This window comes from Aeromonas sp. 600948, assembly GCF_049174875.1.
Lineage (GTDB): Bacteria > Pseudomonadota > Gammaproteobacteria > Enterobacterales > Aeromonadaceae > Aeromonas > Aeromonas veronii_A.
This window is the reverse complement of sequence record NZ_JAAKTY010000007.1, coordinates 83225-109007: the sequence shown is the minus strand read 5'-3', so window position 1 is coordinate 109007 and position 25783 is coordinate 83225. Positions and strand designations below refer to the sequence as shown.

Below are 25783 nucleotides of genomic sequence, written 5' to 3'. Positions count from 1 at the left end.
AGCCTGTCTCTTTTGGGCTATCTCCATCGTCCGAGGTCTCTATGTCACGTATTCTGCTGCTTGCCAATCTCAACTGTGATCATGTGCTCTCCCTCTCCGAACCGCTGGTGGCGGGGGCCCGGCTGCAATACGTGGATCAGGGACGCAGGCTGGGAGGTGGTGCCGCCAATACCGGCATCGGGCTGGTGTGGGCGGGTCACGAGGTGACCATTGCCTCACGCATCGGGCTGGACGAGACCGGCGACTGGCTGCTGGAGCAGGCGGCCGGTTACGGGCTGGATTGCAGCCATGTGGAGCGCTTTGGCGGCGAGACCGGCGAGTTGCTGATCCTGGTGGACTCCACCGGCGAGCGCACCATACTTCGCCGTCCCCGTCGTCCCGATCTGCCCGGTGATCTGCCACAGGAGGGGATCGACTGCCTCTACGTGAACTATCCCGGCACCGCCATCATCAGTTATATGCGCCAGATGCTCGGCAAGAGCTTTGTGTTGGCCCAGTATCCCAAGGGCGGCCAAGCGCGCCGTCCCTGCCATGTGCTGGTGGCCTCCCGCTCCGATCTCGGCGAGGTAAGTGACCCCTGGCAACATGCCCGCCAGTTGGCGGGTGAGCAGCTTGAATGGCTTGTGTTGACCGAAGGGAAGGCGGGGGCGGTGGCCATCCATGGCGACGAGCAGATTAGGGTCGCCGCGCGGCCAGTCTCGGTGGTCGATACCACGGGAGCAGGGGATGCTTTCGCTGGCGGATTGATCCATGGCCTGGCGCGCGGCATGGCGATCAAGGATGCGCTACAGTGCGCGGTGGACTGGGGGGCGTTTGCCGTCGCCTCCGAGAGCTCCATCCCATCGGTCGCGCTGAAAAACTGGCTGAAACAGCCGCACTGACGCCCCGTTTATTCACTGTTCGAAGGGAGATTTCCCCTCTTGTCTGTTGGGTGCGGCGGTGAGGAATTTCGGGAAATTTAGCCGCCAGAATGGAGGTAAACGCCGGGCTAACCCGGCAAGTTTGCGATCAATCAAAGAAAGTGTCGATTTATGTGCATCTTCATCGACACCCGGTTGTGCTGCTCTTAACCTTGTCACTCCGCAACTCAGATTAAGAGACAGGCCCCTCCTCTGGCGAACCAATGGCGAACAGAGGCAAACCGGTTGTCTCCTGCCTCTTAGCTCAATGTTGTCGTCCTGATTCCTGGCTTGTAGTAAGAGGCAAGTGCGACCATGCAACTGACACGATTTACCGACTACGCCCTGCGTACCCTGACCTTCCTGGCGGTGCAGCCGGGCGATCGCCTGTCGACCATTACCGAAGTGGCCGATACCTTCGGCATCTCTCGCAACCACGTGGTCAAGATAGTGCACCAGCTCGGCATCAAGGGGTACATCGAGACGGTACGTGGCAAGCATGGCGGTATCCGCCTCGGTCGTTCAGCGGTCTCCATTAACCTGCGGGATGTGGTGATGGACATGGAGCATGTGCTCTGTCCGGTCGATTGCAAGCGCGAGAACTGCCGTCTCTCCGGTGGCTGCCGCATTCAGGGCATTTTGCGCCGCGCCATGAACGCCTTCCTCGAAGTGCTGGGTGAGTACACCCTGGCTGATGCGGTGCGCGACCCGACCCGTCTCTGTCACCTGCTGGGCATTGAGCAGGAGTCCATTCTGGCGATGGCCTGACTGGTAGAAAACAAGAACAGATATAGAAGGGGCCTGATGGCCCCTTTTGCTTTTGTACGCAGGTGGTTTTAACGACTGCCCGGCTGGCGGATCAGGGTGATGGCGCCGTGCAGACAGGCTAGGCCGCAGGCACCGCAGCCATTGCAGGCATCCATATTGACGTTGATGCCGTCGGCGGTGGCCTTGATCGCCTGCTGGGGGCAAGCATCTTCACAGAGCAGGCAGTAGAAGCCCTGCCGTGCCTGACAGCTCTCTTCAATCTGCACCCGGGTCTGCACCTGACGACCCAGCTGCAGGTCGAGGGCGCCGGTGGGACAGGCTCTGGCGCAGCTGCCGCAGTAGCTGCACTGGCCACAGGCGAGATCGAGTACCGGCGTACCGGCGATGGGGCTCCCCTCGTACTCCTCCTGGGTGGCCGGTTTGAGCAGACCGCGCGGGCAGGCCTTGAAACACTCGCCACAGCGGCTGCAGAGGGAGAGGTACTGGGACTCCTCGATGGCCCATGGCGGGCGCGCTTCATGGCAAACCACTGCGGGCTTGCGGGAAGCTTGCCAACCTTGTGTCAGCCAACGGAGGAAATAGTGAGTCATGCTCGCCCCTTATACCTATTAGGGGTTAATTTTATCGAAGTTTCGGGAAGCAGGCCAGAGAATAGCGGCCGTCAGGATCGCAAGCGCAGTTGCCCTTGTGTAAGCTAGGCGGGTCTTTTTACGTGGTTGAATGAAAACATATGTGGCTATTTCTCTGGCGTTCGTCCCTGCTCTATATCTTTCCCCTGCTGATGTGGGGCTACTGCCGCATCAAGGGCATCGAGTTCGTCGAGCTCGATACCGGGGTTAACAGCCACAAGTGGGTGGTGCTCGCCGCCTACCTCATCTACGTGCTGCTCTGGCTGCTGGCCAACCGCTATCTCGAACTCTTCCTGCGCCAGCGGAGCCGTAAATGATCGAGCCCGGGCTCTGGGTCATCCTGCTGCCAGCCGCCGTGCTGGCCCTCGGGCTTGGCTGGCTGATCGGGCGACGGGCCGCCACGGCACAGGCTCAGGAGCTGATGCTGGCGCAGGAGCGGCATCAAGCGTTGCAGGATCGCTTCGACGAGTTGCAGGATGAGCGCATGCAGGGCCAGCAGAAGCTGGATCAGCAGCAGACCCTGCTCATCAAACTCACCGCCCGACTCAAGGATGCGGAAGCGACCCTGCGCAGCGAGCGGCTGGCTGCCGCCGAGAAGCTGCAACTGCAACAGGAGGCGGAGCAGCGCCTCAGCCAGCAGTTCGAGAACCTTGCCAACCGGATCTTCGAGCAAAACTTCGGCAACTTCCGCGAATTGAACCAGAACAGCCTCGATCTGCTGCTCACGCCACTCAAGGAGCAGCTCGAGGGTTTTCGCCGTCAGGTAGGCGAGACTCACGCCCAAGAGACGGCTCAGCGCCACAGCCTCAAGTTCGAGCTGGAGCGCCTCGCCGAGCTCAATGCCCGCATGACCGAGGAGGCGGCGGCGCTGACCCGCGCCCTCAAGGGGGACAGCAAGCAGCAGGGCAACTGGGGGGAAGTGGTGCTGGCACGGATCCTCAGTGAGTGCGGTCTGCGCGAGGGTCACGAGTACCACACCCAGGTCAATATCGAGGTGGAGAAGGGTAAGCGCTACCAGCCCGACGTGATTGTCCACCTGCCGCAGGAAAAAGACATCATCATCGACGCCAAGGTGTCGCTGACCGCCTACGAACGCTGGTACAACGCCGATGACGAGCTGGAGAAGTCTGTGGCGCTGAAAGAGCATGTCGCCTCGGTGCGCAACCATATCCGCGAGCTGGGTCGCAAGGATTACCAGCAGTTGCCCGGAGTGCGCACCCTCGACTATGTGCTGATGTTCGTGGCGGTGGAACCCGCCTTCCTCACCGCGATGGAGGCCGATCCCTCGCTGGTGCGTTACGGTCTCGACAACAACATCCTGCTGGTGAGCCCCACCAACCTGATGGTGGCGCTGCGCACCATCGAGAACCTGTGGCGCTATGAGCGGCAGAACCAGAATGCCCGCCAGATTGCCGAGCGGGCCGGTCGCCTCTACGAAAAGCTGCGCCTGTTTGTGGAGGAGATGCAGCAGATGGGAGGCAGCCTGCACAAGGCGCAGGAGAGCTACGACAAGGCAATGGGACGGCTGGTCAACGGCCGTGGCAACCTGATTGCGCAGGTCGAGCGTTTCCGCGAGCTGGGGGTGGAGGTGACCAAGAGCCTGCCCGAGCCGCTGGTGGAGCGGGCGCTGGAGCGCGACAAGGAGCGGGAGTAGTTTTCCCCTGCATCGCCATCCGCAAAAGGTCCAAACCCGGTTTGGGCCTTTTGCCATTTAACTTTGTTAACAGGCGATGGCTCCCATTCCCACTCGTCTTCTGAGTTTTTGGTATTGCTGGCCAAAGCTGGTTGTTTTTAGATCTGCACTGGTTGGTTGAGTCAATATATGAGCTGCGAGATAAAACATCCCTCGTTGTTTTAATGTCTGCGATCCATATTCCCCCCAACGGCTACCCCCTGTCTCATAGCTCGCTTCTTGCAAGGCGAAGATAACTTTCTCGGTAGGGTATGTATCTTCCTTACCGAATTGACCGAAAAACGAAGCGCGGAAGTGCCCAACAATATCTGGTGTAATATCCATCAAAAAACCTCTTTGTAAGAAGTAACCTCACGGTTACGCAATTAGAATGAGGGTGTTTGGAGTATTGCTCAACTCATTGTTTATAATGGTTTTTCATTGACGAATTCGTCATGTGAGGCTTTTGGTTTTATGTCTGACCATGTAACAGGCAAATAGAAACGGCCCACCGAAGTGGGCCGTTTTTATTTGCAGTGCCTGTGTGGATCAGCGGCTGGCTGCGCGGGCGCTCAGTTCGGCTTTCTCGCTATCGCTCAGGAAGGCCAGGGTCAGGCCGTTCTGCTGGGCAGTGCGGATTTCGCTGGCGGTCATGCCAGCGGCCGGAGCGGCCACCTCATATTCGTGCGGCAAGTCTATCCCTTCCACCGCCGGGTCGTCGGTGTTGAGGCAGGCCAGCACACCGGCGGCCAGGAACTGGCGGATCGGGTGCTCGGTCAGGCTCGCCACCGTAGTGGTCTGGATGTTGGAGGTGAGGCAGGATTCGATGCCGATGCGGTGCTCGGCCAGATAGGCCATCAGGGCCGGATCCTGAATCGCTTTGACGCCGTGGCCGATACGCTCGGCGCCCAGCTCGCGAATGGCCTGCCACATGCTCTCGGGGCCAGCGGCTTCACCGGCGTGTACGGTGACGCGCATGCCTGCATCGCGCACCTTGCGGAAGTGGTCGACAAAGAGTTCGCCCGGGAAACCCAGTTCGTCACCGGCCAGATCGATGGCGACCAGCTTGTCGCGGTGAGCCAAGCAGGCGGCCAGCTCCTGATTGCACTGCTCGGTACCGAAGGTGCGGCTCATGATGCCGATCAGGTTGGTCTTGATACCGAAATCGCGGCTGCCAGCGGCCACGCCGTCGATGATGGCTTCCACCACGCCCTGCGGGTGCAGCTTGTGGGCCATCGCCATATAGGCCGGGCTGAAGCGCAGTTCGGCATAGTCGATACCGGCGCGCAGCAGATCTTCCACGTTCTCGTAGGCGACCCGGCGGCAGGCGTCATAGTCAGCCAGCACGGCCACACCCCAGTCCAGTTTCTTCAGGAAGGTAACCAGACTCGGCTCGTTTTCGATGATCTGTACGTGGGGGCGCAGCGCTTCCAGCTCGAATGCGGGCAGCTGGATATTGTGTTGGCGACCCAGCTCGAGGATGGTTTGCGGGCGGATGTTGCCGTCCAGATGGCGGTGCAGGTCGGTCAGGGGGAGAGATCTGTCAATCATGGGGGCGCCCTCGTCGAGTCAGGTTTGAAAGCCTGCCATTCTAGGCGGGGCTTTCAAAAAAGATACCCCGTTTATGGTTAAACGGGGCTCTGGCAGGCGGTGATTTGTCAGGGCGTGATGGGAATCGTTTTTTCCCGGGACTCAGGAGAGATCGAGTTCCTTCAGCTTGCGGGTGAGGGTGTTGCGACCCCAGCCAAGCAGGCGCGCCGCCTCCTGCTTGTGGCCGTGGGTGTGTTCCAGTGCCGTCTCCAGCATGATCCGCTCGAACTGAGGCATGGCATCGGCCAGGATGTCTGTCTCTCCCAGCGCCAGCTTGCTGGCCACCCACTCTTGCAACTGTTGCTGCCAGCAACCGGGCAGCGCCGGTTGGCCCGGTTCGGCGTTGTGGGTGATGGGGGTGAGCAGCTCGGCAGGCAGGTCGCCGACCAGCACTTCTTGCCCCGAGGCCATCACGGTAAGCCAGCGGCAGACGTTCTCCAGCTGGCGCACGTTGCCCGGCCAGGGCAGGCGGCTGATATAGGCCTGGGTATCGGGGTGCAGGCTCTTGGCCTCGACGTTCAGCTCCTTGGCGGCGCGCAGCAGGAAGTGGCGGGCCAGCTGGGGGATATCCTCACGGCGCTCCTTGAGGGCGGGGATGTGGATGCGGATGACGTTGAGGCGGTGGAACAGATCCTCGCGAAACTCGCCATCGGCGACCCGCTTCTCCAGATTTTGGTGGGTGGCGGCGATGATCCGTACATCCACCTGCACCGGCTGGTGGCCACCGACCCGGTAGAACTGGCCGTCGGCCAATACCCGCAGCAGCCGGGTCTGCACATCCATCGGCATGTCGCCGATCTCGTCGAGAAACAGGGTGCCGCCGTCGGCCTGCTCAAAGCGGCCGTGGCGGATGTTGTTGGCGCCGGTAAAGGCCCCCTTCTCGTGACCGAACAGTTCCGATTCGATGAGGTCTTTCGGAATGGCAGCCATGTTGAGGGCGATGAAGTTCTTGTGGGCGCGCGGGCTGTGCTTGTGCAGCGCATGGGCGACCAGCTCCTTGCCGGTACCGCTTTGGCCGTTGATCAGCACCGAGATGCTGGAGCGAGACAGGCGGCCGATTGCGCGGAACACCTCCTGCATCGCCGGTGCCTCACCGATGATTTCGGGAGTGGCGGTGGCTTCTTGCTGGCGAGACTTGCGCTTGGTGCGCTGCTCCTTGAGGTGATTCTCGGCGCGCCGCACCAGGGTCACGGCTTCGTCGATGTCGAACGGCTTGGGCAGGTACTCGAAGGCGCCTCGCTGGTAGGCGTTGACCGCGCTGTCGAGATCCGAGTGGGCGGTCATGATGATGATGGGCAGATCGGCCTGACGGCGGTGGATCTGCTCAAGCAGGCTCAGGCCGTCGATGCCCGGCATCCGGATATCGGAGAGGATCACATCGGGCGAGCGCAGCTCAAGGGCGTGCAGCAGGGCTTCGCCATCGGCAAAGCTCTCGCAGTTGAAGCCTTCGCTGCCGAGAGTGCGCTCCAGCACCCAGCGGATAGAACTGTCGTCATCGACGATCCACACTTTGGCGGTCATGGGGTTCCCTTACTTGCGAAGCGGTAGAAAAATGGTGAATTCGGTGTGACCCGGCCAGCTGATGCAGTCGATCCGCCCCTTGTGCTGGTCGATCAGGTTCTGGGCGATGGAGAGGCCGAGCCCGGTTCCCCCCTCCTTGCCGGTGATCATCGGGTAGAACAGGGTGTCGCGAATGGCATCGGGAATGCCGGGGCCGTTGTCGATGATCTTGATCTCCGCCGCCAGCCGGTAACGCTGGCCGTGGATGGTGATCTGGAACGCGGTGCGGGTCTTGATGCGGATAAGCCCGGTCTGATCCCCCAGTGCTTCGGCGGCGTTGCGCACTATGTTGAGAAACGCCTGCTGCAGCTGATCCGGCTCCATCTCGAATTCGGGGATGCTGGGATCGTAATCCCGCTCGATGCGAACAGAGGGAGGGAGTTCGAGCTCCACCAGTCGGCGTACCTGCTCCAGCACCGAATGGACATTGTGCATCTGGTGACGGCCGGGGCGCTGGGGGCCGAGCAGCCGATCGACCAGTACCCGCAGCCTGTCAGCCTGTTCGATGATGATGCCGGTATATTCGCGCAGGGCCGGATCCGGCAGCTCTTTTTGCAGCAGCTGGGCCGCGCCACGCAGGCCGCCGAGGGGATTCTTGATTTCGTGTGCCAGGCCGCGCACCAGCTCCTTGGCCGCCAGCTGCTGGGCATGTTGCTGCTGCTCCTGACTGATCTTCTTCTGCTGGTCGATCTTGCGCAGCTCCACTACCAGCAGACGCTGTTCGTGGTCGGCCATCGGGGTGGCGCTCAGCTCCACCAGTCGCGGTTCTCCCTCTACCACCAGAGTCACTTCGCTGTCGGTAAAGCCTTGCCCTGACACGAGGCACTGCTTGAGCCGCTGCAAATCGAGGGAGATATGTTCCAGCAGATGGGGCAGTTCGATGCCGATCAGCCTGCGTTCACTGAGGGAGAGCAGCTGTTCAGCCGCCGGGTTGACGAACTGGATGCAGAGCCGCTCATCCATCAGGATCACGGCGGTCAGCAAATTATCCAAGAGTGTTTTGGCGTTGTCCGAGCGGGTTGGCACAGGTTTCTCCCTAAAACGGTGCTACACACCTGTTATGCACCGATATGGTGCATAGAGTTTACCCGCATCGGTGCGCTATATCACCCCTAGTCGGCTTTGGGGGTGGGTTTGGGAGCCGGAGTCACGGTCGCTCTATGCAGGTAAAAGGTGACTGGTGTAGATTTAGCAAGGATCGTACCGTCTTTGGCGAGCAGTTCTAGCTGAGCTTCGTGGGCACCGCGATCGACATTTTCGACCCGGATAGAGAGGCTGTTGCTGACGATGGGGGCAGCCTTGCCATCTAGGGTCAGGCGCACATCATACTGGGTTGGCGGTTTGGGGCTGATTTGACCCTGAAAGACGATATTGCCTGTGTTGTCGCGCAGGGTGCTGCCCTGTTCAGGGGAGAGCAGCTCGATCACCAGTTTGGCCGCCTCCTGCTCCTTCTTGGCATCGGCGCCAGTCAGGCTGTTGAAGTTGTCTACCTGTACCGAGCTGGGGGCGCTACCCAGCAGGGGAGCAGCCCGCAGATCCACCTCCTTTACGTTTTTGCCGGGAGGAGGGGCATCCGTGTAGTGGGTAATGCCATTGCCATCGACCCAAGAGTAGACCTTGGCCGCATGAGTACTGAATGAGGTCAGTAACAGGAGGGTAATTGCTCCTATGCCATGTATCTTGTTCATCCATCTCTCCTTGACGGTATCTTGCTTAATCCTATCAGAGAAAAAACCCGCCATCTGGCGGGTTTTGTCACGATTCGGCAAGCTGCCCCAATCTAAATGGGCTGTCTGCTGCGACTTAGACGGAGTAGTACAGTTCGAACTCCAGCGGGTGCGGAGTCATGCGCACACGGTCAACATCCTGCTGTTTCAGTTCCAGATAGGAGTTGATGAAGTCATCGCTGAACACGCCGCCACGGGTCAGGAACTCGCGGTCAGCATCCAGAGCAGCCAGTGCTTCGTCCAGAGAGCCGGCAACGGTCGGTACTTCTGCAGCCTCTTCCGGCGGCAGGTCGTACAAGTTCTTGTCCATGGCATCGCCCGGATGGATCTTGTTGATGATACCGTCCAGACCGGCCATCAGCTGGGCAGCGAAGGCCAGGTACGGGTTGGCAGCCGGATCCGGGAAGCGCACTTCGATACGACGAGCTTTCGGGCTCGGTACCACCGGGATACGGATGGAGGCAGAACGGTTGCGGGCAGAGTAGGCCAGCATGACAGGGGCTTCATAACCCGGAACCAGACGCTTGTAGGAGTTGGTGGTCGGGTTGGCGAAGGCGTTGATGGCCTTGGCGTGCTTGATGATACCGCCAATGTAGTGCAGCGCCATCTCGGACAGACCGCCATACAGGTCCCCGGCGAACAGGTTGACGCCGTTCTTGGCCAGAGACTGGTGGCAGTGCATGCCGGAGCCGTTGTCACCGAACATGGGTTTCGGCATGAAGGTGACGGTCTTGTTGTAGGCGTGGGCCACGTTGTGGATCACGTACTTCAGTACCTGTACTTCATCTGCTTTCAGCGTAAGAGTGTTGAAGCGGGTAGCGATTTCGTTCTGACCGGCAGTGGCCACTTCGTGGTGGTGAGCTTCAACGACCTGGCCCATCTCTTCCAGCACCAGACACATGGCGGCACGGATATCCTGGGAGGAGTCGACCGGTGCAACCGGGAAGTAACCGCCTTTCACGAACGGACGGTGACCCTTGTTGCCATGCTCATAGGCAGTGCCGGAGTTCCATGCGGCTTCTTCAGATTCGATTTTCACGAAGCTGTGGCCCATGGTGTTGGAGAAGGTGATGTTGTCGAACATGAAGAATTCCGGCTCCGGCCCGAACAGCACGGTGTCAGCGATGCCGCTGGACTTCAGGAAATCTTCTGCACGCTTGGCGATGGAGCGTGGATCGCGGTCGTAGCCCTGCATGGTGGCAGGCTCCAGTACGTCACAAACGATGTTCAGGGTGGTCTCTTCGGTGAACGGGTCCAGCTTGGCGGAGGCTGCGTCCGGCATCAGTACCATGTCGGATTCGTTGATGCCCTTCCAGCCGCCGATGGAGGAACCATCGAACATCTTGCCGTCTTCGAAGAAATCTTCATCAACCTGGTGAGCAGGGATGGATACATGCTGCTCTTTACCCTTGGTGTCGGTAAAGCGCAGATCAACAAACTTGACTTCGTGTTCCTGGATCAGGGCCAAAACGTTCTGGGCTGACATGCTAAGTAACCTCCGGTGTTAAAACTCTCTGGGTGAATGCGTCGTCGTATTCACATAAGCCAGTATCGTGCCAAGTTTGTGACAGCTTGATTTCAGGGCAATCTCACTGAAGAGGCTCCCCAAAATCAGGCGATCTCGACTCGCGTTGCATCAATTTAGTGCGATGGTGGATCGTTTTGGTGCACTGTAATGGTGCGCGAAATACGGTCACCGCCCATCTAAGCAGGGTTTGTCAGAGAGGTCTATGATCCAGATCTGTTGTTATGCGCGAATGTACTGCAATTCTGCTAGGCAGATCACAAAGGCAAGAGTACAATTAGCGCCCAATTTTACCCGGTGATTGAGGCGAGAATGTTAGAGAATTTACGCAATATTGCGATTATTGCGCACGTTGACCACGGCAAAACGACTCTGGTTGATAAGCTGCTGCAGCAGTCCGGCACCCTGGACCGCTCCACGGAAGGCCAGGAACGGATCATGGACTCCAATGATCTGGAACGGGAACGTGGCATCACCATTCTCGCCAAGAACACTGCGATCCGCTGGAATGACTACCGCATCAACATCGTTGATACCCCGGGTCACGCCGACTTCGGTGGTGAAGTAGAGCGCGTACTGTCCATGGTTGACTCCGTGCTGCTGCTGGTTGACGCCGTAGACGGCCCGATGCCGCAAACCCGTTTCGTGACCCAGAAAGCGTTCGCTCAGGGTCTGAAGCCGATCGTGGTCATCAACAAGGTTGACCGTCCGGGTGCTCGTCCTGACTGGGTAATGGATCAGGTATTCGACCTGTTCGACAACCTGGGCGCGACTGACGAACAGCTGGATTTCAAAGTTGTTTACGCCTCTGCACTGAACGGTTGGGCCACCATGGATCAGGACGTCGAGTCCGAAAACATGGAGCCGCTGTTCCAGGCCATCGTTGACAACGTTGAAGCGCCGAAGGCTGATGCCGAAGGTGGTTTCCAGATGCAGATCTCCCAGCTGGACTACAACTCCTACGTGGGCGTTATCGGTATCGGCCGCATCACTCGTGGTCGCGTCAAGACCAACCAGCAAGTCACCATCGTTGGTGCTGACGGCAAGACCCGTAATGGTAAAGTCGGTCAGGTGCTGGGTTACCTGGGTCTGTCCCGTACTGAAGTTGCCGACGCGCAAGCGGGTGACATCATCGCTATCACCGGTCTGGGCGAGCTGAAAATCTCCGACACCATCTGTGACAACGGTGCCGTTGAGGCCCTGCCGCCGCTCTCCGTTGACGAGCCGACCGTGAACATGACCTTCCAGGTCAACACTTCACCGTTCGCCGGTAAAGAGGGCAAGTTCGTGACCTCCCGCAACATTCTGGAGCGTCTGAACCAGGAGCTGGTCCACAACGTGGCCCTGCGCGTGGAAGAGACTGATGATCCGGACAAGTTCCGTGTATCCGGTCGTGGTGAACTGCACCTCTCCATCCTGATCGAAAACATGCGTCGCGAAGGTTACGAGCTGGCGGTATCCCGTCCGGAAGTAATCCTGCGTACCGTTGACGGCGAACTGCAAGAACCGTTCGAAACTGTAACTGTGGACGTTGAAGAAGCGCACCAGGGTTCCGTGATGGAGCAGCTGGGTCTGCGTAAAGGCGAAATGACCAACATGACCCCGGATGGCAAGGGTCGTGTCCGCCTGGACTTCATGATCCCGAGCCGTGGCCTGATCGGCTTCCAGACCGAGTTCATGACCATGACCTCCGGTACCGGTTTGCTCTACCACACCTTCGACCATTACGGTCCGCACAAGGGTGGCAGCATCGGCGAGCGTCAGAACGGCGTGCTGATCTCCAACGCAACCGGTAAGGCCCTGACCTACGCCCTGTTCGGTCTGCAAGACCGCGGTCGTCTGTTCATCGGTCACGCGACCGAAGTGTACGAAGGTCAGGTGATAGGTATCCACTCCCGTTCCAACGACCTGACTGTTAACTGCCTGAAAGGCAAACAGCTGACCAACATGCGTGCCTCCGGTACCGACGAAGCTCAGGTTCTGACTCCGCCGATCCGCATGACTCTGGAACAGGCTCTCGAGTTCATCGATAACGATGAACTGGTAGAAGTGACTCCGAAGAACATCCGTATCCGCAAGAAATTGCTGACCGAGCTGGATCGTAAGCGCTCTGGCCGTGGTTAATGCCATGTGCTGAGTCTCGGCAGCCCTCGCGGCCACTGACGGCTCACTGATAAACGGACCCAAACCTCTGGTTTGGGTCCGTTTTTTTATGCTTGTGATCCGCTCTGGCCATGCCGATGAGGTCGTTCAGGCCACCGGTAATGGGGCTGATGAGCGTTGAGGGAAAGTCGTGGGGATGGACGAGATAAAAAAGCCGCAGCGGGTGAACGCTGCGGCTTTTTGCTTGCTTACGGTGAGCGTTACTGGCGCCAGAAGGAGGGGAAGAAGAGCACGGCGACCGTCAGGATCTCCAGTCGTCCCAGCAGCATGCCGAATGACAGCAGCCATTTGGCCGATTCCGGCAGGCTGGCAAAGTTGGTGCTGGGGCCGACCACCGGGCCCATGCCCGGGCCGACGTTGGCAACGGCGGTGATGGAGCTGGATATGGCTGTCAGGGGGTCAAGCCCGATGGCGCCCAGCAGTGCGGCTATCATCAGAATGATGGCGAAGTAGGCCAGCACGAAGGAGATCATTGAGCGGATGATGGCGTCATTGACTGTCCGGCCGTTGTACTTCTGGGGAAATACGCCGGAAGGGTGCATCAGTTGGCGCATCTGCTTCTTGAACAGGGCAAAGGCCACTTGTACCCGGAAGATCTTGAGGCCGCCCGCAGTGGAGCCAGAGCAGGCCCCAAGAGCCAGCAGCACGATGAAGACGATGCTGGCGAGCGGCCCCCAGGTGCCGAAGTCACCAAGACCATAGCCGGTGGTGGTGAGTACCGAGACGATGTTGAAGCAGCTGATGCGCAGGGCATCCCAGAAGCCGAACAGGTCTCTCTCCCACAGATAGAAGGTCATGATGACTGTGACCCACACCACCAGCCAGAAGAAGCCGCGCACCTGGGCATCCTTGAGCAGGCTGTAGTCCCTGTGGTTCAGGCTCTGCACATAGAGTAGAAAGGGCAGGCCGCCGAGGAACATGAACAGGGTGCCAATCCAGTGTGCCGAGTTGGAGAAGTGGGACATGGATTGATCGGAGGTGGAGTAGCCGCCGGTACTGAGGGTGGTCATGGCGTGGTTGATCGCCTCGAACATATTCATGCCGCTGGCCCAGTAGGCCATGAAGCAGAGCATGGAGAGCACCAGATAGACCACAACGATGTTGTTGGCGACCGTCTTGGCACGCGGGGCGCTTTTGTCTGACCAGTCCGAGCTCTCGGTCTGGAACAGCTTCATGCCGCCGACGTTGAGATAGGGCAGTACGGCAACCGCCATCACGATAAAGCCGACCCCCCCCAGCCACTGTAGGATGGATCGCCACAACAGGATGCTGTGGGCCATGTTGTCGAGGCCGGAGAGCACGGTAGAGCCCGTGGTGGTCACCCCCGACATGGTCTCGAAGTAGGCGTCGGTAAAGTTGATGTGGGTGATGAAGACAAAGGGCAGCGCCCCGAAGATACAGGCAACCACCCAAACCGAGGTGGTGAGCAGGAACATCTCCCGCACCCCCAGATGAAACTCCGCCTTGCGGCCGTAATGGAGGCAGAGCAGGGCGGCGCCGTGGGTGATCAGCACGGACTTGAGAAACTCGACAAATCCCTCTGACCCGGTGAGCAGTGCCAGCAAGGTGGGCAGCCACATGAAGAGCGCCAGCTTGGAGAGCACCAGCCCGAGGGTGAAGATAATGGGACGCAGTTTGATCATGTTCGATAACCTGGTCGTTGATTAACAAAAGACCCGGACCATCCCCTTGGAGGAGCTGAGCCGGGTCTGGTTTGACAGCCTGTGCGCATGAAGACGTTACAGGAAGAAGGGGCTTGGCTGGAACAGCCGCTCCACTTCCGGGATGTACTTCTTGTCCACCAGGAACATGACCACGTGGTCATCCTGCTGGATCTTGGTACGATCGTGGGCGATCAGCACCTCATCCCCGCGCACTACGGCACCGATAGTGGTACCCGGCGGCAGCTTGAGCTCGCCCACCGTCTTGCCGACCACCTTGGAGGTGTTCTCGTCACCGTGGGCAATCGCTTCGATCGCCTCGGCAGCGCCGCGGCGCAGGCTGTAGACGTTGGCGATATCGGCCCGGCGCACATGGGTCAGCAGGGCCGAGATGGTGGCCTGTTGGGGCGAGATGGCGATATCGATGGAGCCACCCTGCACCAGATCGACGTAGGCGCCGCGCTGGATCAGCACCATGGTCTTCTTGGCGCCCATCTTCTTGGCGAGCAGCGCCGACATGATGTTGGCCTCATCCTCGTTAGTCACGGCGATGAAGACGTCAATTTGATCGATATGCTCCTCGGCCAGCAGCTCCTGATCCGCCGCATCGCCGCAGAAGACGATGGTGTTCTCCAGCAGTTCGGAGAGCTGCTCCGCCCGCTTCTGGTTGCGCTCGATAAGCTTGACGCTGTAGCGCTTCTCCAGCTGACGGGCGAGGCCTGCGCCGATGTTGCCACCACCGACGATCATGATGCGGCGGTAGGGGCTCTCGAGGCGCTGCAGCTCAGACATCACGGCACGGATATGGCCCGCGGCGGCGACGAAGAAGACCTCGTCATCCGCTTCGATGATGGTGGTGCCTTGCGGACGGATCGGGCGGCCCTGACGGAAGATGGCCGCTACCCGGGTCTCGATGTTGGGCATGTGCTCACGCAGGGTGGAGAGGGCATTACCCACCAGCGGGCCACCGTAGTAGGCCTTGACCGCCACCAGACCAACGCGGCCACCTGCAAAATCAACCACTTGCAGGGCGCCCGGGTATTCGATCAGGCGACGCACATAGTCGGTCACCAGCTGCTCCGGCGCGATCAGGTGATCAACCGGTACCGATTCCGGCAGGAACAGGCGATCCCGCTCGGTCAGATAGGCTGGCGAGCGGATCCGTGCCACCTTGTTCGGGGTGTTGAACAGGGAGTAGGCCACCTGACAGGCGATCATGTTGGTCTCGTCACTGTTGGTGACGGCGACCAGCATGTCGGCATCCTGAGCCCCCGCTTCGCGCAGCACCTTGGGGTGAGCGCCGTGCCCGTTGACCACCCGCAGGTCAAACTTGTCCTGCAGTTCGCGCAGGCGCTCACTGTCGGTATCGACGATGGTGATGTCGTTGTTCTCCCCGGCCAGGTTCTCGGCCAGGGTGCCGCCGACTTGGCCGGCTCCCAAAATGATGATCTTCATAGGGAACGTCTACTCACGTTGATGCTGTAAAGGGGAGCGCCAGAACGGAGCTGGCAGCTCTCCCGAATGAGGTTTGTCATGCCAGGTTCAGAGCTTGACCAGTTTGGCGTAGTAGAAGCCATCCATCTCGGCTTCACCCGGCAGGAACTGGCGACCCGGGCAGTCCGGGGTATCCTGTTCGTGCAACGGTACCAATTTGGCATCTTTGGTCGCGGCAAGGAAGGCGCGGATCTGGTCGCGGTTCTCTTCCGGCAGGACGGAGCAGGTAGCGTAGAGCAGGGTGCCGCCGCTTTTCAGCTTGCCCCAGAGGGCATTGAGAATGCGGCGTTGCAACTCGGCCAGCTCGCGAATGTCCTGATCACGGCGTAGCCACTTGATGTCGGGATGGCGGCGGATCACGCCGGTGGCAGAGCAGGGGGCATCCAGCAGAATGCGGTCGAACTGGCCCTCCGGCCACCACTGTTCCGGTGCCGCGGCATCGCCGTGGATCACTTTGGCGGTCAGGCCGATGCGATCCAGGTTCTCCTGCACCCGCTTGAGGCGGTTTTCATCGGCATCGACGGCAACCACGCCAGCCAGTTTGGGTTGCCGCTCCAGCAGGTGGGCAGTCTTGCCACCGGGGGCCGCGCAGGCATCCAGCACCCACTCGCCCGGTTGCGGGTCGAGCAGTGCCGCAGCCTGTTGTGCTGCTCCATCCTGTACCGAGCAGTCACCCACTTCAAAGCCGGGCAGTTTGGTCACATCGCAAGGACGCTCCAGCAGGATGCAATCCTCGCCCTCTTCACCGGCCACTGCATTGATGCCAGCTTCGGCCATGCGAGCCAGCATGGCATCGCGGCTCTGGCGCTGGCTGTTGTTGCGGATCCACATGGGGGGGCGCTGGTTGTTCGCCTCCATGATGAATTCCCACTCATCGTGATAGGCCTGACGCAGGCGCTTGGTGAGCCACTCCGGATGACCGAGGCGAATGCTGGGAACGCGGTCGATGCGCAGCAGAATGACTTCGGCGCTGCGCTGGAAGTTGCGCAGTACGCCGTTGATGAGGCCACGCAGTGAGGTGCCTTTGAGCAGTTTGACGGCGTTGACGGTCTCGGCCACCGCGGCGTGAGCCGGAATGCGGGTGTAGATGAGCTGATAGAGACCGACCAGAATGAGGTAGTGGAAAATGCGGCTCTTGTTCTTGAGCGGCTTGTCCATCATCTCGTTGACTGCCGCATCGAGGCGGGGCAGCCAGCGCAGGGTGCCGTAGCAGAGTTCTTGCAGGAGAGCGCGATCGCGAGGCGCGACCTTCTCCTGGGCAGCAGGCAGAACAGCGGAGAGGGATTGACCCTGATCCAGCACCTGTTGAATAACGAGAGCGGCCTGTGCACGTGTTTTCATAGAGTTACCTTAGATGCGCAAGTCGGGGCCTGGGCCCCGCTTGTGTCAATTCAATCCAGTTCAATTCAATTGCGTGCCGGGTTCAAACCAGTCGCGGCGAGAGTTGAGCAGATCCGAAACGGACATCGCCTTCTTGCCGGGCGGTTGCAGGGTCAGCAGGCGCAGTACCCCTTTGCCGGTCGCGATATCGATCCCCTGCTTGTCGGCCTTGAGCAGGGTGCCGGCGGGTTGGCCGTGGTCGATGTCGATGACGGCGGCTTGCCATACCTTGACGGTCTGGTCAGCTACTTCAAACCAGCTGATGGGCCAGGGGTTGAACGAGCGAATACAGCGTTCGATGGCAACAGCTTCCATCGACCAGTCTATGCGGGCCTCTTCCTTGGAGAGCTTTTCGGCGTAGTTGGCCAGCGCATCATCTTGCGCCTCGGCAGCGGTTTCACCGGCAGCCATGGCACCGATGGTGTCGACCAGCGCCTGCGGACCCAGCTCTGCCAGCTTGTCATAGAGGCTGGCGGAGGTCTCGTCGGCGGCGATGGGGCAGCTTACCTTGCGGATCATGGCGCCGGTATCCAGCCCCACATCCATCTGCATGATGGTGACACCTGTTTCGGCATCGCCCGCCCAGATGGAGCGCTGGATCGGTGCCGCGCCACGCCAGCGGGGCAGCAGGGAGCCATGGACGTTGATGCAGCCCAGACGCGGGGTATCGAGTACCGCCTTGGGCAGGATCAAGCCATAGGCCACCACGACCATCAGGTCTGCGCCAAGGGCGGCCAGTTCGGCTTGCGCCTCTTCCTTGCGCAGGGTAGCGGGCTGGTAAACCGGCAGGTTGTGGGCCAGTGCCAGCTCTTTGACCGGGCTGGCGGTGAGCTTCTGGCCACGGCCGGCGGGCTTGTCGGGTTGGGTATAAACGGCAACGACCTCGTGGTCGGAAGACAACAACGCCGCCAGGTGACGGGCGGCGAAGTCGGGAGTACCGGCAAAAATCAGTTTCAGCTTATTCAACGGGGCAGATCCTCAGAGGACTTTGCGATCTTCACGGGCCATCTTTTCCAGCTTCTGGCGAATGCGCTGGCGCTTGAGCGGGGACAGGTAATCCACGAACAACTTGCCCATCAGGTGGTCCATCTCGTGCTGGATACAGATGGCGAGCAGGTCGTCCGCTTCCAGCTCGAACGGTTTGCCGTGGCGATCCAGGGCGCGGATCTTGATCTGCTCAGCGCGAGGCACCAGAGCGCGGCTGCCAGGCACGGAGAGACAACCCTCTTCAATGCCGGTGCTGCCACACTGGGAGATCACTTCCGGATTGATCAATACCAGAGGATCTTCACGGTTTTCAGAGACATCGATCACTATGATGCGTTGATGAATATCCACCTGCGTTGCGGCTAGGCCAATGCCTTCCTCCGCATACATGGTTTCGAACATATCATCTACAATTTGTTGTAACTCGGGTGTAAAGGTCTCGACAGGGGCTGCGATAGTACGCAGACGCTCATCGGGAAAACGCAATACATCTAGAATGGCCATAGTTTTTTCTTTAGTTTCGTATAAATGCAGTCAATATTGGCGTAATTCTAGTCATTTACGCCGACAAAAAACAGCAACACTTTGCGCGCAGAGGTAACAGGGAGTGTTATGTATCTGAAGCAAACCATCCTCACCTGCCTGCTGGTGACCATGAGCCAAGCTGCTCTGGCCGATCAGCTGAGGTTGAAAGCGGGTTATCCCGAAAGCTATGTAGTGCAAAAAGGCGATACCCTGTGGGATATCTCCGGCAAATATCTCTCTGAGCCATGGCTGTGGCCCCGGCTCTGGAACATCAATCCACAGATTGCCAATCCGCACTGGATCTACCCAGGGGACGTGCTGCACCTGAGCTGGGTCAATGGTGAGCCCCGGCTGGGCAAAGCGATGCAGGGGGACAAACAGGTCATCCGTCTCGGCCCGAAAACCCGTTATGAGAGCAAGGCAAATCCTATCCCTACTCTGCCCTTCAGCGAGATAGGTCCCTTTTTGCAGACGGACCATATTTTGGCCGACAGTCAGCAGCAGAAAATGCTGCCCTATTTGCTGGGTTCAGACGAAAAGCACCTTGGAATGCTTGAGGGGGACACCCTCTATGTGCAGGGAGCTCTGATACCGGGCAAGATGTATGGCATCTATCATCCCGGGGTGGTCTACAAGGATCGCGAGACAGGTGAGCTTTTGGGTCAGGAGGCCATCTTTGCAGGCGTGGTGCGTGCGGTAGCGCTGCTGGATGGTGATCGGACCGAAGTTACTCTCACCCACAACCAGCGTGAAGTATTGCAGGGTGACAAGATTATGGAGCTGCCCCCTCAGGAGAACATGCCTGCGGTTTTCATGCCCAAGGCTGCCCCGGCGATTGCCCCTGGCTACATCATCGACTTGCCGAGCAAAGCCAGGGGAGGGGGCAAGTTTGATGTGGTCTTGATTAACAAAGGCGCTCGGGATCAACTCTCCGCGGGCGATGTGCTCGATGTTCGGCGTCCGGGGGCTGCGCTGGTCACCAAGAATGGTGCAGTGAAATACAAGGAGTTCTCCTCTGTCTACGACAAGGTGTTCTACAGTAGTGGCAACCAGAAGGCACCACTGCCCTCTGAAGCGATTGCCCGCGTCATGTTGTTCAAGGTGTATGACAAGCTGAGTTATGGCCTCATCATGCAGAGCAAGGACATGGTGAGCTCGGGTTATCAGGTCACTCACTTCTGACGTGAATTACCCCGATGAGCGCTTGGCGCTCTGGTTAACCCTCAATGCGGTTACCGGAATCGGCCCTGTAACCGCAGTTCGGCTGCTGGAGCAGATCGGCGGTTCGATTGATGCCCTGTTTCAGAGCGATGAAACACAGCTGCACGGTATGGGGCTGTCGTCAGAGCAGATCAAACAACTGCGCTGGCCCTCGCCGGTTGTTGAGCAGAGTCTGGCTTGGGCCGCGTTACCTGGCAATCTCCTTATTCCGCAAGATCACCCTGTTTATCCGCCCTTGTTGCGTGAAATTCCCGCGGCCCCCCTGTTGCTCTACTGCCGTGGCGATCTTGAAGCGCTGTCGCTACCCCAGCTGGCGATGGTGGGGACACGTCATCCCACCTATGCAGGCAAAGATAACGCGTCCCGTCTCTGTAGCGAACTGGTTAGATGCGGGTTCGCCATCACCTCGGGCCTTGCGCTCGGTATCGATGGTGTTTGCCATCAGCAGGCGCTGGCTTGTGGTGGTATCACCCTTGCCGTGTTGGGCTCCGGGCTGGATTGCCTCTACCCCAAACGCCATCAGGGACTGGCAGGTCAGATTCTGGAGAAAGGTGGTTTGCTTATCTCCGAGCTGGCGCCGGATAAAGGGCCGCTGGCTGAACATTTTCCTCGTCGCAACCGTATTATCAGTGGTCTGTCGTTGGGAACTCTGGTGGTGGAGGCGACCGAGCAGAGTGGTTCGCTGATCACCGCTCGCTATGCACTGGAGCAGGGGCGCGAAGTGTTTGCGGTACCCGGCGCCCCGCAAAACGCCCAGGCGATAGGGTGCAACAGATTAATTCAGCAGGGGGCCAAACTTGTGCTGAGTGCGGCCGATATAGTGGAAGAGTTGCCAGAGTGGTTCGCACGGCCAGATCCGTCGGCCATACCATCTGAGCAACAGCATAATAGCGAATTGCCTTATGCTGATTTGTTGGATAACGTAGATTACGAGACCACGAGCGTGGATACCGTTGCCGAGCGGACCCAGCTTCCTGTCGAAGTGGTATTGGGCAGGTTGGTAGAGCTGGAGTTGGTCGGTGCAGTGATGGCGGTAGCCGGTGGATACGTCAGAGCGAGGAGGGCGAATCATGTTTGATGTATTGATGTACCTTTTCGAGACCTACATCCACAGCGATGCAGATGTGATGGTCGAGCAGAATGAACTCACCGACGAGTTGAGCCGAGCCGGTTTTGACAAGGAAGAGATCGACAAGGCGCTCGACTGGTTGGAGCGACTGGCCAATCTGCATGATAGCGAGCGGGAGGTCTATGTGGCCGCCAGCGCGCAAGGCTCGATGCGTATCTATGCCCCGCAAGAGCTGGCACGCCTCAGCACCGAGTGCCGCGGCTTCCTGCTATTTCTGGAACAGGCCCAGGTACTGAATGCCGAAACCCGCGAGATCTGTATCGAGCGTCTGCTCGAGTTGGACAAACCGGATATCGAGCTGGATGACCTGAAGTGGGTCGTCATGATGGTGCTGTTCAACGTACCGGGCAGTGAAAATGCCTACCAGCAGATGGAAGAGCTGGTGTTTGATGAGTCAGACGGCGTCATTCACTGACAGTCCGGTGCCGCGCTGGTAGAATTCAGGCCATCTGGATTTCAAGGCGCGGCCCATGTCAAAAATCGATCATCACCTCTTTTCAGCCCACGAACATGCCTTCGAGCGCGAGCCGTGCCCGCAGTGCGGGGCCGAGCTGGTGATCCGCCAGGGCAAACATGGCCCCTTTCTCGGCTGTTCTGCCTATCCTGCCTGTGATTACATTCGCTCCCTGACGCCATCCGGCCGCGACATCGAAAAGGTGCTCGAAGGCTCTGCCTGTCCCGATTGCGGACAGCCGCTGGCGATCAAGAAGGGGCGTTACGGTCTGTTTGTCGGCTGCACTCAGTATCCGGCCTGTCAGCACATCGAATCCCTGCAGGAGAGCGATGATACCCAGATCCTCTGCCCCGAGTGCGGCAAGGGTCATCTGGTGAGCCGGACCTCCCGCTATGGCAAGCAATTTTACTCCTGTGATGGCTATCCCCATTGCAAATATGTGGTGAACGACAAGCCGATCCCCATGCCTTGTCCCGCGTGTGGTTGGGGCATCATGGTCGAGAAAAAAGTGAGGGGAACGCTGCGTTGGGTCTGTCCGCAAAAGAAATGCGGCCACCAAAGTGAGCAGGTATAATCCCGCCGCCGCAACCGGATTGAAACGTTTTCGGTGAACTTCAACCCCCCACTTGGAGTAAGGAAATTCCCACCATGAATAAACCCTTTGTTGCCGTATTGATGGGCTCTGATTCTGATTTCCCCGTGATGCAGAGCACCCTCGAGGTGCTCAAGTCATTTGATATCGCAGTGGAAGTCAAAGTCACCTCCGCGCACCGCACGCCGGCTGCGACCCATCAGTATGTGACCGATGCCGAGGCCCGTGGCTGCAAGGTCTTTATCTGTGCTGCCGGTCTGGCTGCGCACCTAGCGGGTGCCGTAGCCGGCATCACGACTCGTCCTGTGATCGGGGTGCCCATCGATGGTGGCCCGCTCAAGGGGCTGGATGCGCTGCTCTCCACCGTGCAGATGCCGGGTGGTGTACCGGTGGCGACTGTGGCGATCGGCAAAGCCGGTGCCAAGAACGCAGGTTATCTGGCAGCCCAGATGCTGGCAGTAGCCGATGATGAACTGGCAGCCAAGGTTCGGGCCGAACGCCAGAAGAATGCCGAAGAGGTGATGGCCAAGGATGCCGCCCTGCAGGCTCAACTCAAGTAAGTGAACGGGTGGCGATCCGGATGTGTCGTATTTTTCCTGTGCTACAGCAAAACGTCACTTTGTTGTGGTCGCCGCCGTATGGATTCAACTTGCTACTAAGTGACGAGGCGGCAGCCTGGCTGCCGCATTTTTCCTATGCCAAATGAATTTGAACAGGCGGTTGCCGCCCTCCAGCAGGAAGGGGTGATTGCCTATGCGACCGAGGCTGTGTTTGGTCTGGGTTGTGATCCCGACTCCGAAGTGGCGGTGCAGCGACTGCTGGCCATCAAACAGCGTCCGGTAGAGAAAGGGTTGATCCTGATTGCTGCCGACGTGGCGCAATTGCAGGATTACATCGATCTGAGTCAGCTTAGCGGTGAGCAACTGGCTCTGGTTGAAGCCAGCTGGCCCGGTCCTTTTACCTGGATCATGCCTGCCCGTGCGACGACGCCAGCCTGGCTGACCGGGCAGTTCGAGACCCTCGCGGTACGCGTGACGGCTCATCCTCAGGTACAGGCGTTGTGCCGTGCCTTTGGCAAGCCGCTGGTCTCTACCAGCGCCAACCTGACCGGTGAGGAGCCGGCTCGCCGCGTGGCCGATATTGGTGAGCGGCTGGCAAGCAAGTTAGCCTATATCCTGCCCGGGGAAGTGGGTGGTCAAGCTAACCCATCCGAGATCAAGGACGCCCGAACCGGCGCCATTATTCGCCCCTCCTGAACAGGCGGATACGTCATGATTTGCTATCAATCCGCTGAGCGGTGAGCTCATCGGATTGATTTAACTATAAAAATGGACAGGGCGTTCACGATCCTGCCTGACTGGAGACAAGATGAGCAAACCGGATGTGGCCCAGGTCAAGGCCTTCCTGTTGCAGTTGCAGGACGAGATCTGCCGTGGTCTGGAAATGGCCGACGGTGCCGGACACTTTGTGGAAGATGCCTGGAGCCGTGAAGGCGGTGGCGGTGGTCGCACCCGTGTGCTGCGCCACGGCGCGGTGATCGAGCAGGGGGGCGTCAACTTCTCCCATGTCTATGGCGATGCCATGCCTGCCTCTGCTACAGCCCATCGGCCAGAGTTGGCCGGTCGCAAGTTCGAGGCTATGGGCGTGTCGCTGGTGATCCATCCGCACAACCCCTATGTGCCGACCAGCCACGCCAACGTCCGTTTCTTCATTGCCGAGAAAGAGGGTGAAGAGCCCATTTGGTGGTTTGGCGGTGGCTTCGATTTGACGCCTTTCTACCCGTTTGCCGAGGATGTGCAGCATTGGCATCAGGTCTCCCGTGATCTCTGCCAGCCATTTGGTGATGAGATCTACCCCGAGTTCAAATCCTGGTGCGATCGCTACTTCTTCCTCAAACACCGCAACGAGACGCGAGGGGTGGGCGGCCTCTTCTTCGACGATCTGAATCGCTGGCCCTTTGCCGACTGCTTTGCCTTTATGCAGGCGGTAGGTCGGGGATATCTCGATGCTTACCTGCCGATCATTGAACGACGCAAGGCGCTGCCCTATGGCGAGCGGGAGCGGGAGTTCCAGCTCTATCGTCGCGGCCGTTATGTGGAGTTCAATCTGGTGTATGACCGAGGCACCCTGTTCGGGTTGCAGACCGGCGGACGTACCGAGTCGATCCTGATGTCGATGCCACCGCTGGCACGTTGGGAGTATGACTGGCAGCCGGAGGCGGGCACTCCTGAAGCCTTGCTCTACACCGATTACCTCACGCCGCGAGAATGGCTGTGACCCGAGGGACCATGATGGTCCCTTTTTACTGGCCGTTATTCGGCTTGTTCCCGAGAGTGAAAACCCGTTAAATCGGAATATTGCCCTCTGATGGAACTCTTTGATGGATCGTTATCTGGTTTTTGGCCACCCGGTGCGCCACAGCAAGTCCCCCTTCATTCACACCCTGTTTGCCAGACAAACCCAGCAAGAGCTGGAGTATGGGCTGGCTGAACCCGCCGTCGACGAGTTTGCCCACGCCCTGCGCACCTTCTTTGACCAAGGGGGCAAGGGATGTAATGTCACCGTTCCCTTCAAGGAGCAGGCATTTACTCTGGTCGATCGCTTGAGCCCAAGGGCCAAGCTGGCGGGCGCGGTCAATACCATCAAGCTGACCGATGATGGCGTGTTGCTGGGGGATAATACCGATGGCGCCGGTCTGGTCGCCGATCTCAAGTCCCATGGTGTGACGCTGGCGGATAGCCGGATCCTGCTGCTGGGTGCCGGTGGCGCGGCTCGCGGTGCATTGGCGCCGCTGCTGGCCGAGTTGCCGAGCGAGCTGGTGATCGCCAACCGCACCCACGCAAAAGCGCAACAGTTGGCAGCCGAATTCTGCGATCTGGGGCCTGTGACTGCCCAGACCTATGAGCAGTTGGCAGGGTCATTCGATCTCGTCATCAACTCTACCTCCGCCAGCCTGCAAGGGGAGCTGCCGCCGTTGGCCCCCGCCCTGATCCACACTGATATTGCCATCTACGACATGATGTATGGCGCCTCGGATACGGCGTTTATCAGTTGGGCCAAACAGCATGGGGCCCGTCAAACCATGGATGGAATCGGCATGCTGGTGGAACAGGCCGCCGAAGCGTTTACCGTGTGGCGCGGAATTCGTCCCGGGACTAAACAGGTATTGAGAGAGTTGAAGCGTAACTTGGGGGTCATATGAACCAGGGTATTCTGTTTCCTGACCTGATGGAGTGGCAGGCTGACGAACAGCGGGTGCGTTTTCCTGCTCAGCAGATGGGGGCGCTGATAGATTGTTACATCAGTCAGCGGCGGCTGGAGAGAATGACAGGTCTGGCGCTGACGAGGGAGGATGACATCGTCAGAGCCTTCGAAAGTGTACGTTTTGATATTGAAGACATGGCTGAAAAACTCATTGAAGAACAAGAGTTTGCTGAAGATGGCGCTATCTATCTCTGATTTTTCAAAGTTTTTTTGTTTTGTAGCGGAACTACTTTGAAATGACGCTGACTAACTAGATAGTTGAGGAAGTGCTAGCTAGTCACCTTTATAACTCCCCGGTATTCGTACTGGGGATTTTTTTATCTGCATGAAAATAAAAGATTTTTTCTTAATCTATAAGCTGTGAAACTAAATTACATAAATTACTTTCACTTTCTGCTGCTTTGCTGTACAGTTGTCTGCGTAGGGTACAGAGGTAAGATGTTCTATCTTTCAGACCTTTTATTTCACGTAATTGAATGTGGCTGAATAGCTGCCCCGATGAGGTTCTCGTCGGGGTGTTTTTTTATGCGCGCCATTTAGAGT

Annotated in this window: 26 protein-coding genes; 14 read left to right on the top strand and 12 right to left on the bottom strand. The window is 58.9% G+C overall.

Annotated features, from left to right (window positions below; genetic code table 11):
* Positions 1-41 precede the first annotated feature (41 nt).
* Positions 42-881, top strand: a complete 840-nt coding sequence (locus G5182_RS08450; RefSeq protein ID WP_216979891.1) for a PfkB family carbohydrate kinase — start codon at positions 42-44, stop codon at positions 879-881.
* 333 nt (positions 882-1214) lie between these two features.
* The gene (locus G5182_RS08445; RefSeq protein WP_005341983.1) at positions 1215-1667 is read left to right on the top strand and encodes an Rrf2 family transcriptional regulator; all 453 of its coding nucleotides are present in this window, start codon (positions 1215-1217) and stop codon (positions 1665-1667) included.
* Between the two features lie 68 nt (positions 1668-1735).
* Here G5182_RS08445 and G5182_RS08440 read toward each other — a convergent pair whose 3' ends face one another.
* Positions 1736-2257 (bottom strand): ferredoxin-type protein NapF, encoded by a 522-nt coding sequence (locus tag G5182_RS08440; RefSeq protein WP_216947716.1) that lies wholly within the window; start codon positions 2255-2257, stop codon positions 1736-1738.
* 140 nt (positions 2258-2397) lie between these two features.
* Here G5182_RS08440 and G5182_RS08435 point away from each other — a divergent pair, with 140 nt between their 5' ends.
* Entirely contained in the window at positions 2398-2613 is a 216-nt protein-coding gene (locus G5182_RS08435; RefSeq protein ID WP_033114762.1) for a hypothetical protein, read from the top strand.
* The gene (rmuC, locus tag G5182_RS08430) at positions 2610-3950 is read left to right on the top strand and encodes a DNA recombination protein RmuC (protein WP_421254323.1); all 1341 of its coding nucleotides are present in this window, start codon (positions 2610-2612) and stop codon (positions 3948-3950) included. Before G5182_RS08435 ends, rmuC begins: the two co-directional genes overlap by 4 nt.
* A gap of 66 nt (positions 3951-4016) precedes the next feature.
* On the opposite strand, the gene G5182_RS08425 is transcribed toward rmuC, so the two are convergent.
* The 6 genes from G5182_RS08425 to glnA all read right to left on the bottom strand — a co-directional run bounded on the left by G5182_RS08425 (position 4017) and on the right by glnA (position 10331).
* Positions 4017-4313: a DUF4054 domain-containing protein gene (locus G5182_RS08425; RefSeq protein ID WP_019445770.1), complete on the bottom strand. Its 297-nt coding sequence runs from the start codon at positions 4311-4313 to the stop codon at positions 4017-4019.
* A 204-nt stretch (positions 4314-4517) separates the two neighbouring features.
* Positions 4518-5519, bottom strand: a complete 1002-nt coding sequence (add, locus tag G5182_RS08420) for an adenosine deaminase (RefSeq protein ID WP_227341760.1) — start codon at positions 5517-5519, stop codon at positions 4518-4520.
* A 141-nt stretch (positions 5520-5660) separates the two neighbouring features.
* Positions 5661-7079, bottom strand: coding sequence for a nitrogen regulation protein NR(I) (glnG, locus tag G5182_RS08415; RefSeq protein ID WP_227341761.1), 1419 nt, complete (start codon positions 7077-7079; stop codon positions 5661-5663).
* Positions 7080-7088: 9 nt separating this feature from the next.
* Positions 7089-8144 (bottom strand): nitrogen regulation protein NR(II), encoded by a 1056-nt coding sequence (gene glnL, locus G5182_RS08410; RefSeq protein ID WP_005356202.1) that lies wholly within the window; start codon positions 8142-8144, stop codon positions 7089-7091.
* Between the two features lie 86 nt (positions 8145-8230).
* Positions 8231-8806: a DUF4124 domain-containing protein gene (locus tag G5182_RS08405; RefSeq protein ID WP_421252044.1), complete on the bottom strand. Its 576-nt coding sequence runs from the start codon at positions 8804-8806 to the stop codon at positions 8231-8233.
* A gap of 115 nt (positions 8807-8921) precedes the next feature.
* Positions 8922-10331: a glutamate--ammonia ligase gene (gene glnA / locus G5182_RS08400; protein ID WP_005339672.1), complete on the bottom strand. Its 1410-nt coding sequence runs from the start codon at positions 10329-10331 to the stop codon at positions 8922-8924.
* Positions 10332-10682: 351 nt separating this feature from the next.
* Between glnA and typA the strand changes: the two genes are divergently transcribed.
* Positions 10683-12494: a translational GTPase TypA gene (gene typA, locus G5182_RS08395; RefSeq protein WP_106844305.1), complete on the top strand. Its 1812-nt coding sequence runs from the start codon at positions 10683-10685 to the stop codon at positions 12492-12494.
* A gap of 239 nt (positions 12495-12733) precedes the next feature.
* Here typA and G5182_RS08390 read toward each other — a convergent pair whose 3' ends face one another.
* The 5 genes from G5182_RS08390 to def all read right to left on the bottom strand — a co-directional run bounded on the left by G5182_RS08390 (position 12734) and on the right by def (position 18559).
* Positions 12734-14176: a TrkH family potassium uptake protein gene (locus G5182_RS08390; RefSeq protein ID WP_216952300.1), complete on the bottom strand. Its 1443-nt coding sequence runs from the start codon at positions 14174-14176 to the stop codon at positions 12734-12736.
* A 96-nt stretch (positions 14177-14272) separates the two neighbouring features.
* The gene (gene trkA, locus G5182_RS08385) at positions 14273-15649 is read right to left on the bottom strand and encodes a Trk system potassium transporter TrkA (RefSeq protein ID WP_005339689.1); all 1377 of its coding nucleotides are present in this window, start codon (positions 15647-15649) and stop codon (positions 14273-14275) included.
* An 87-nt stretch (positions 15650-15736) separates the two neighbouring features.
* Complete coding sequence (gene rsmB, locus G5182_RS08380) at positions 15737-17029, bottom strand: 16S rRNA (cytosine(967)-C(5))-methyltransferase RsmB (RefSeq protein WP_005341964.1); 1293 nt, start codon at positions 17027-17029, stop codon at positions 15737-15739.
* A 60-nt stretch (positions 17030-17089) separates the two neighbouring features.
* Positions 17090-18034 carry a methionyl-tRNA formyltransferase gene (gene fmt, locus G5182_RS08375; RefSeq protein WP_368227063.1) on the bottom strand — a complete coding sequence of 315 codons (945 nt, stop codon included), beginning with the start codon at positions 18032-18034 and terminating at the stop codon, positions 17090-17092.
* Positions 18035-18046: 12 nt separating this feature from the next.
* Positions 18047-18559 carry a peptide deformylase gene (gene def, locus G5182_RS08370; RefSeq protein ID WP_216952294.1) on the bottom strand — a complete coding sequence of 171 codons (513 nt, stop codon included), beginning with the start codon at positions 18557-18559 and terminating at the stop codon, positions 18047-18049.
* A 108-nt stretch (positions 18560-18667) separates the two neighbouring features.
* Here def and G5182_RS08365 point away from each other — a divergent pair, with 108 nt between their 5' ends.
* The 9 genes from G5182_RS08365 (at position 18668) to G5182_RS08325 (ending at position 25435) form a co-directional block, all read left to right on the top strand.
* Positions 18668-19762, top strand: coding sequence for a LysM peptidoglycan-binding domain-containing protein (locus G5182_RS08365; protein ID WP_227341763.1), 1095 nt, complete (start codon positions 18668-18670; stop codon positions 19760-19762).
* A gap of 1 nt (position 19763) precedes the next feature.
* Complete coding sequence (gene dprA, locus G5182_RS08360; protein WP_227341764.1) at positions 19764-20879, top strand: DNA-processing protein DprA; 1116 nt, start codon at positions 19764-19766, stop codon at positions 20877-20879.
* Positions 20872-21345 carry a DUF494 family protein gene (locus tag G5182_RS08355; RefSeq protein WP_227341765.1) on the top strand — a complete coding sequence of 158 codons (474 nt, stop codon included), beginning with the start codon at positions 20872-20874 and terminating at the stop codon, positions 21343-21345. Before dprA ends, G5182_RS08355 begins: the two co-directional genes overlap by 8 nt.
* 55 nt (positions 21346-21400) lie before the next feature.
* The gene (locus tag G5182_RS08350; protein ID WP_042054851.1) at positions 21401-21958 is read left to right on the top strand and encodes a type I DNA topoisomerase; all 558 of its coding nucleotides are present in this window, start codon (positions 21401-21403) and stop codon (positions 21956-21958) included.
* Positions 21959-22032: 74 nt separating this feature from the next.
* Positions 22033-22536 carry a 5-(carboxyamino)imidazole ribonucleotide mutase gene (gene purE, locus G5182_RS08345; protein ID WP_005341951.1) on the top strand — a complete coding sequence of 168 codons (504 nt, stop codon included), beginning with the start codon at positions 22033-22035 and terminating at the stop codon, positions 22534-22536.
* Positions 22537-22671: 135 nt separating this feature from the next.
* On the top strand, positions 22672-23232 hold the full coding sequence (locus tag G5182_RS08340) for an L-threonylcarbamoyladenylate synthase (protein ID WP_227341766.1): 561 nt from the start codon (positions 22672-22674) through the stop codon (positions 23230-23232).
* Positions 23233-23344: 112 nt separating this feature from the next.
* Positions 23345-24253 carry an oxygen-dependent coproporphyrinogen oxidase gene (gene hemF / locus G5182_RS08335; protein ID WP_043823181.1) on the top strand — a complete coding sequence of 303 codons (909 nt, stop codon included), beginning with the start codon at positions 23345-23347 and terminating at the stop codon, positions 24251-24253.
* Positions 24254-24356: 103 nt separating this feature from the next.
* Positions 24357-25178, top strand: a complete 822-nt coding sequence (gene aroE / locus G5182_RS08330; RefSeq protein WP_227341767.1) for a shikimate dehydrogenase — start codon at positions 24357-24359, stop codon at positions 25176-25178.
* The gene (locus G5182_RS08325) at positions 25175-25435 is read left to right on the top strand and encodes a DUF1488 domain-containing protein (protein ID WP_019445781.1); all 261 of its coding nucleotides are present in this window, start codon (positions 25175-25177) and stop codon (positions 25433-25435) included. Before aroE ends, G5182_RS08325 begins: the two co-directional genes overlap by 4 nt.
* Positions 25436-25783: the final 348 nt, after the last annotated feature.

Bases quoted from the DNA above. Each gene is read 5' to 3' on its own strand.
- G5182_RS08450 (WP_216979891.1), top strand. From the start codon at position 42: ATGTCACGTATTCTGCTGCTTGCCAATCTCAACTGTGATCATGTGCTC.
- G5182_RS08445 (WP_005341983.1), top strand. From the start codon at position 1,215: ATGCAACTGACACGATTTACCGACTACGCCCTGCGTACCCTGACCTTC.
- G5182_RS08440 (WP_216947716.1), bottom strand. From the start codon at position 2,257: ATGACTCACTATTTCCTCCGTTGGCTGACACAAGGTTGGCAAGCTTCC.
- G5182_RS08435 (WP_033114762.1), top strand. From the start codon at position 2,398: ATGTGGCTATTTCTCTGGCGTTCGTCCCTGCTCTATATCTTTCCCCTG.
- rmuC (WP_421254323.1), top strand. From the start codon at position 2,610: ATGATCGAGCCCGGGCTCTGGGTCATCCTGCTGCCAGCCGCCGTGCTG.
- G5182_RS08425 (WP_019445770.1), bottom strand. From the start codon at position 4,313: ATGGATATTACACCAGATATTGTTGGGCACTTCCGCGCTTCGTTTTTC.
- add (WP_227341760.1), bottom strand. From the start codon at position 5,519: ATGATTGACAGATCTCTCCCCCTGACCGACCTGCACCGCCATCTGGAC.
- glnG (WP_227341761.1), bottom strand. From the start codon at position 7,079: ATGACCGCCAAAGTGTGGATCGTCGATGACGACAGTTCTATCCGCTGG.
- G5182_RS08405 (WP_421252044.1), bottom strand. From the start codon at position 8,806: ATGAACAAGATACATGGCATAGGAGCAATTACCCTCCTGTTACTGACC.
- glnA (WP_005339672.1), bottom strand. From the start codon at position 10,331: ATGTCAGCCCAGAACGTTTTGGCCCTGATCCAGGAACACGAAGTCAAG.
- typA (WP_106844305.1), top strand. From the start codon at position 10,683: ATGTTAGAGAATTTACGCAATATTGCGATTATTGCGCACGTTGACCAC.
- G5182_RS08390 (WP_216952300.1), bottom strand. From the start codon at position 14,176: ATGATCAAACTGCGTCCCATTATCTTCACCCTCGGGCTGGTGCTCTCC.
- trkA (WP_005339689.1), bottom strand. From the start codon at position 15,649: ATGAAGATCATCATTTTGGGAGCCGGCCAAGTCGGCGGCACCCTGGCC.
- rsmB (WP_005341964.1), bottom strand. From the start codon at position 17,029: ATGAAAACACGTGCACAGGCCGCTCTCGTTATTCAACAGGTGCTGGAT.
- def (WP_216952294.1), bottom strand. From the start codon at position 18,559: ATGGCCATTCTAGATGTATTGCGTTTTCCCGATGAGCGTCTGCGTACT.
- G5182_RS08365 (WP_227341763.1), top strand. From the start codon at position 18,668: ATGTATCTGAAGCAAACCATCCTCACCTGCCTGCTGGTGACCATGAGC.
- G5182_RS08355 (WP_227341765.1), top strand. From the start codon at position 20,872: ATGTTTGATGTATTGATGTACCTTTTCGAGACCTACATCCACAGCGAT.
- G5182_RS08350 (WP_042054851.1), top strand. From the start codon at position 21,401: ATGTCAAAAATCGATCATCACCTCTTTTCAGCCCACGAACATGCCTTC.
- purE (WP_005341951.1), top strand. From the start codon at position 22,033: ATGAATAAACCCTTTGTTGCCGTATTGATGGGCTCTGATTCTGATTTC.
- G5182_RS08340 (WP_227341766.1), top strand. From the start codon at position 22,672: ATGCCAAATGAATTTGAACAGGCGGTTGCCGCCCTCCAGCAGGAAGGG.
- hemF (WP_043823181.1), top strand. From the start codon at position 23,345: ATGAGCAAACCGGATGTGGCCCAGGTCAAGGCCTTCCTGTTGCAGTTG.
- aroE (WP_227341767.1), top strand. From the start codon at position 24,357: ATGGATCGTTATCTGGTTTTTGGCCACCCGGTGCGCCACAGCAAGTCC.
- G5182_RS08325 (WP_019445781.1), top strand. From the start codon at position 25,175: ATGAACCAGGGTATTCTGTTTCCTGACCTGATGGAGTGGCAGGCTGAC.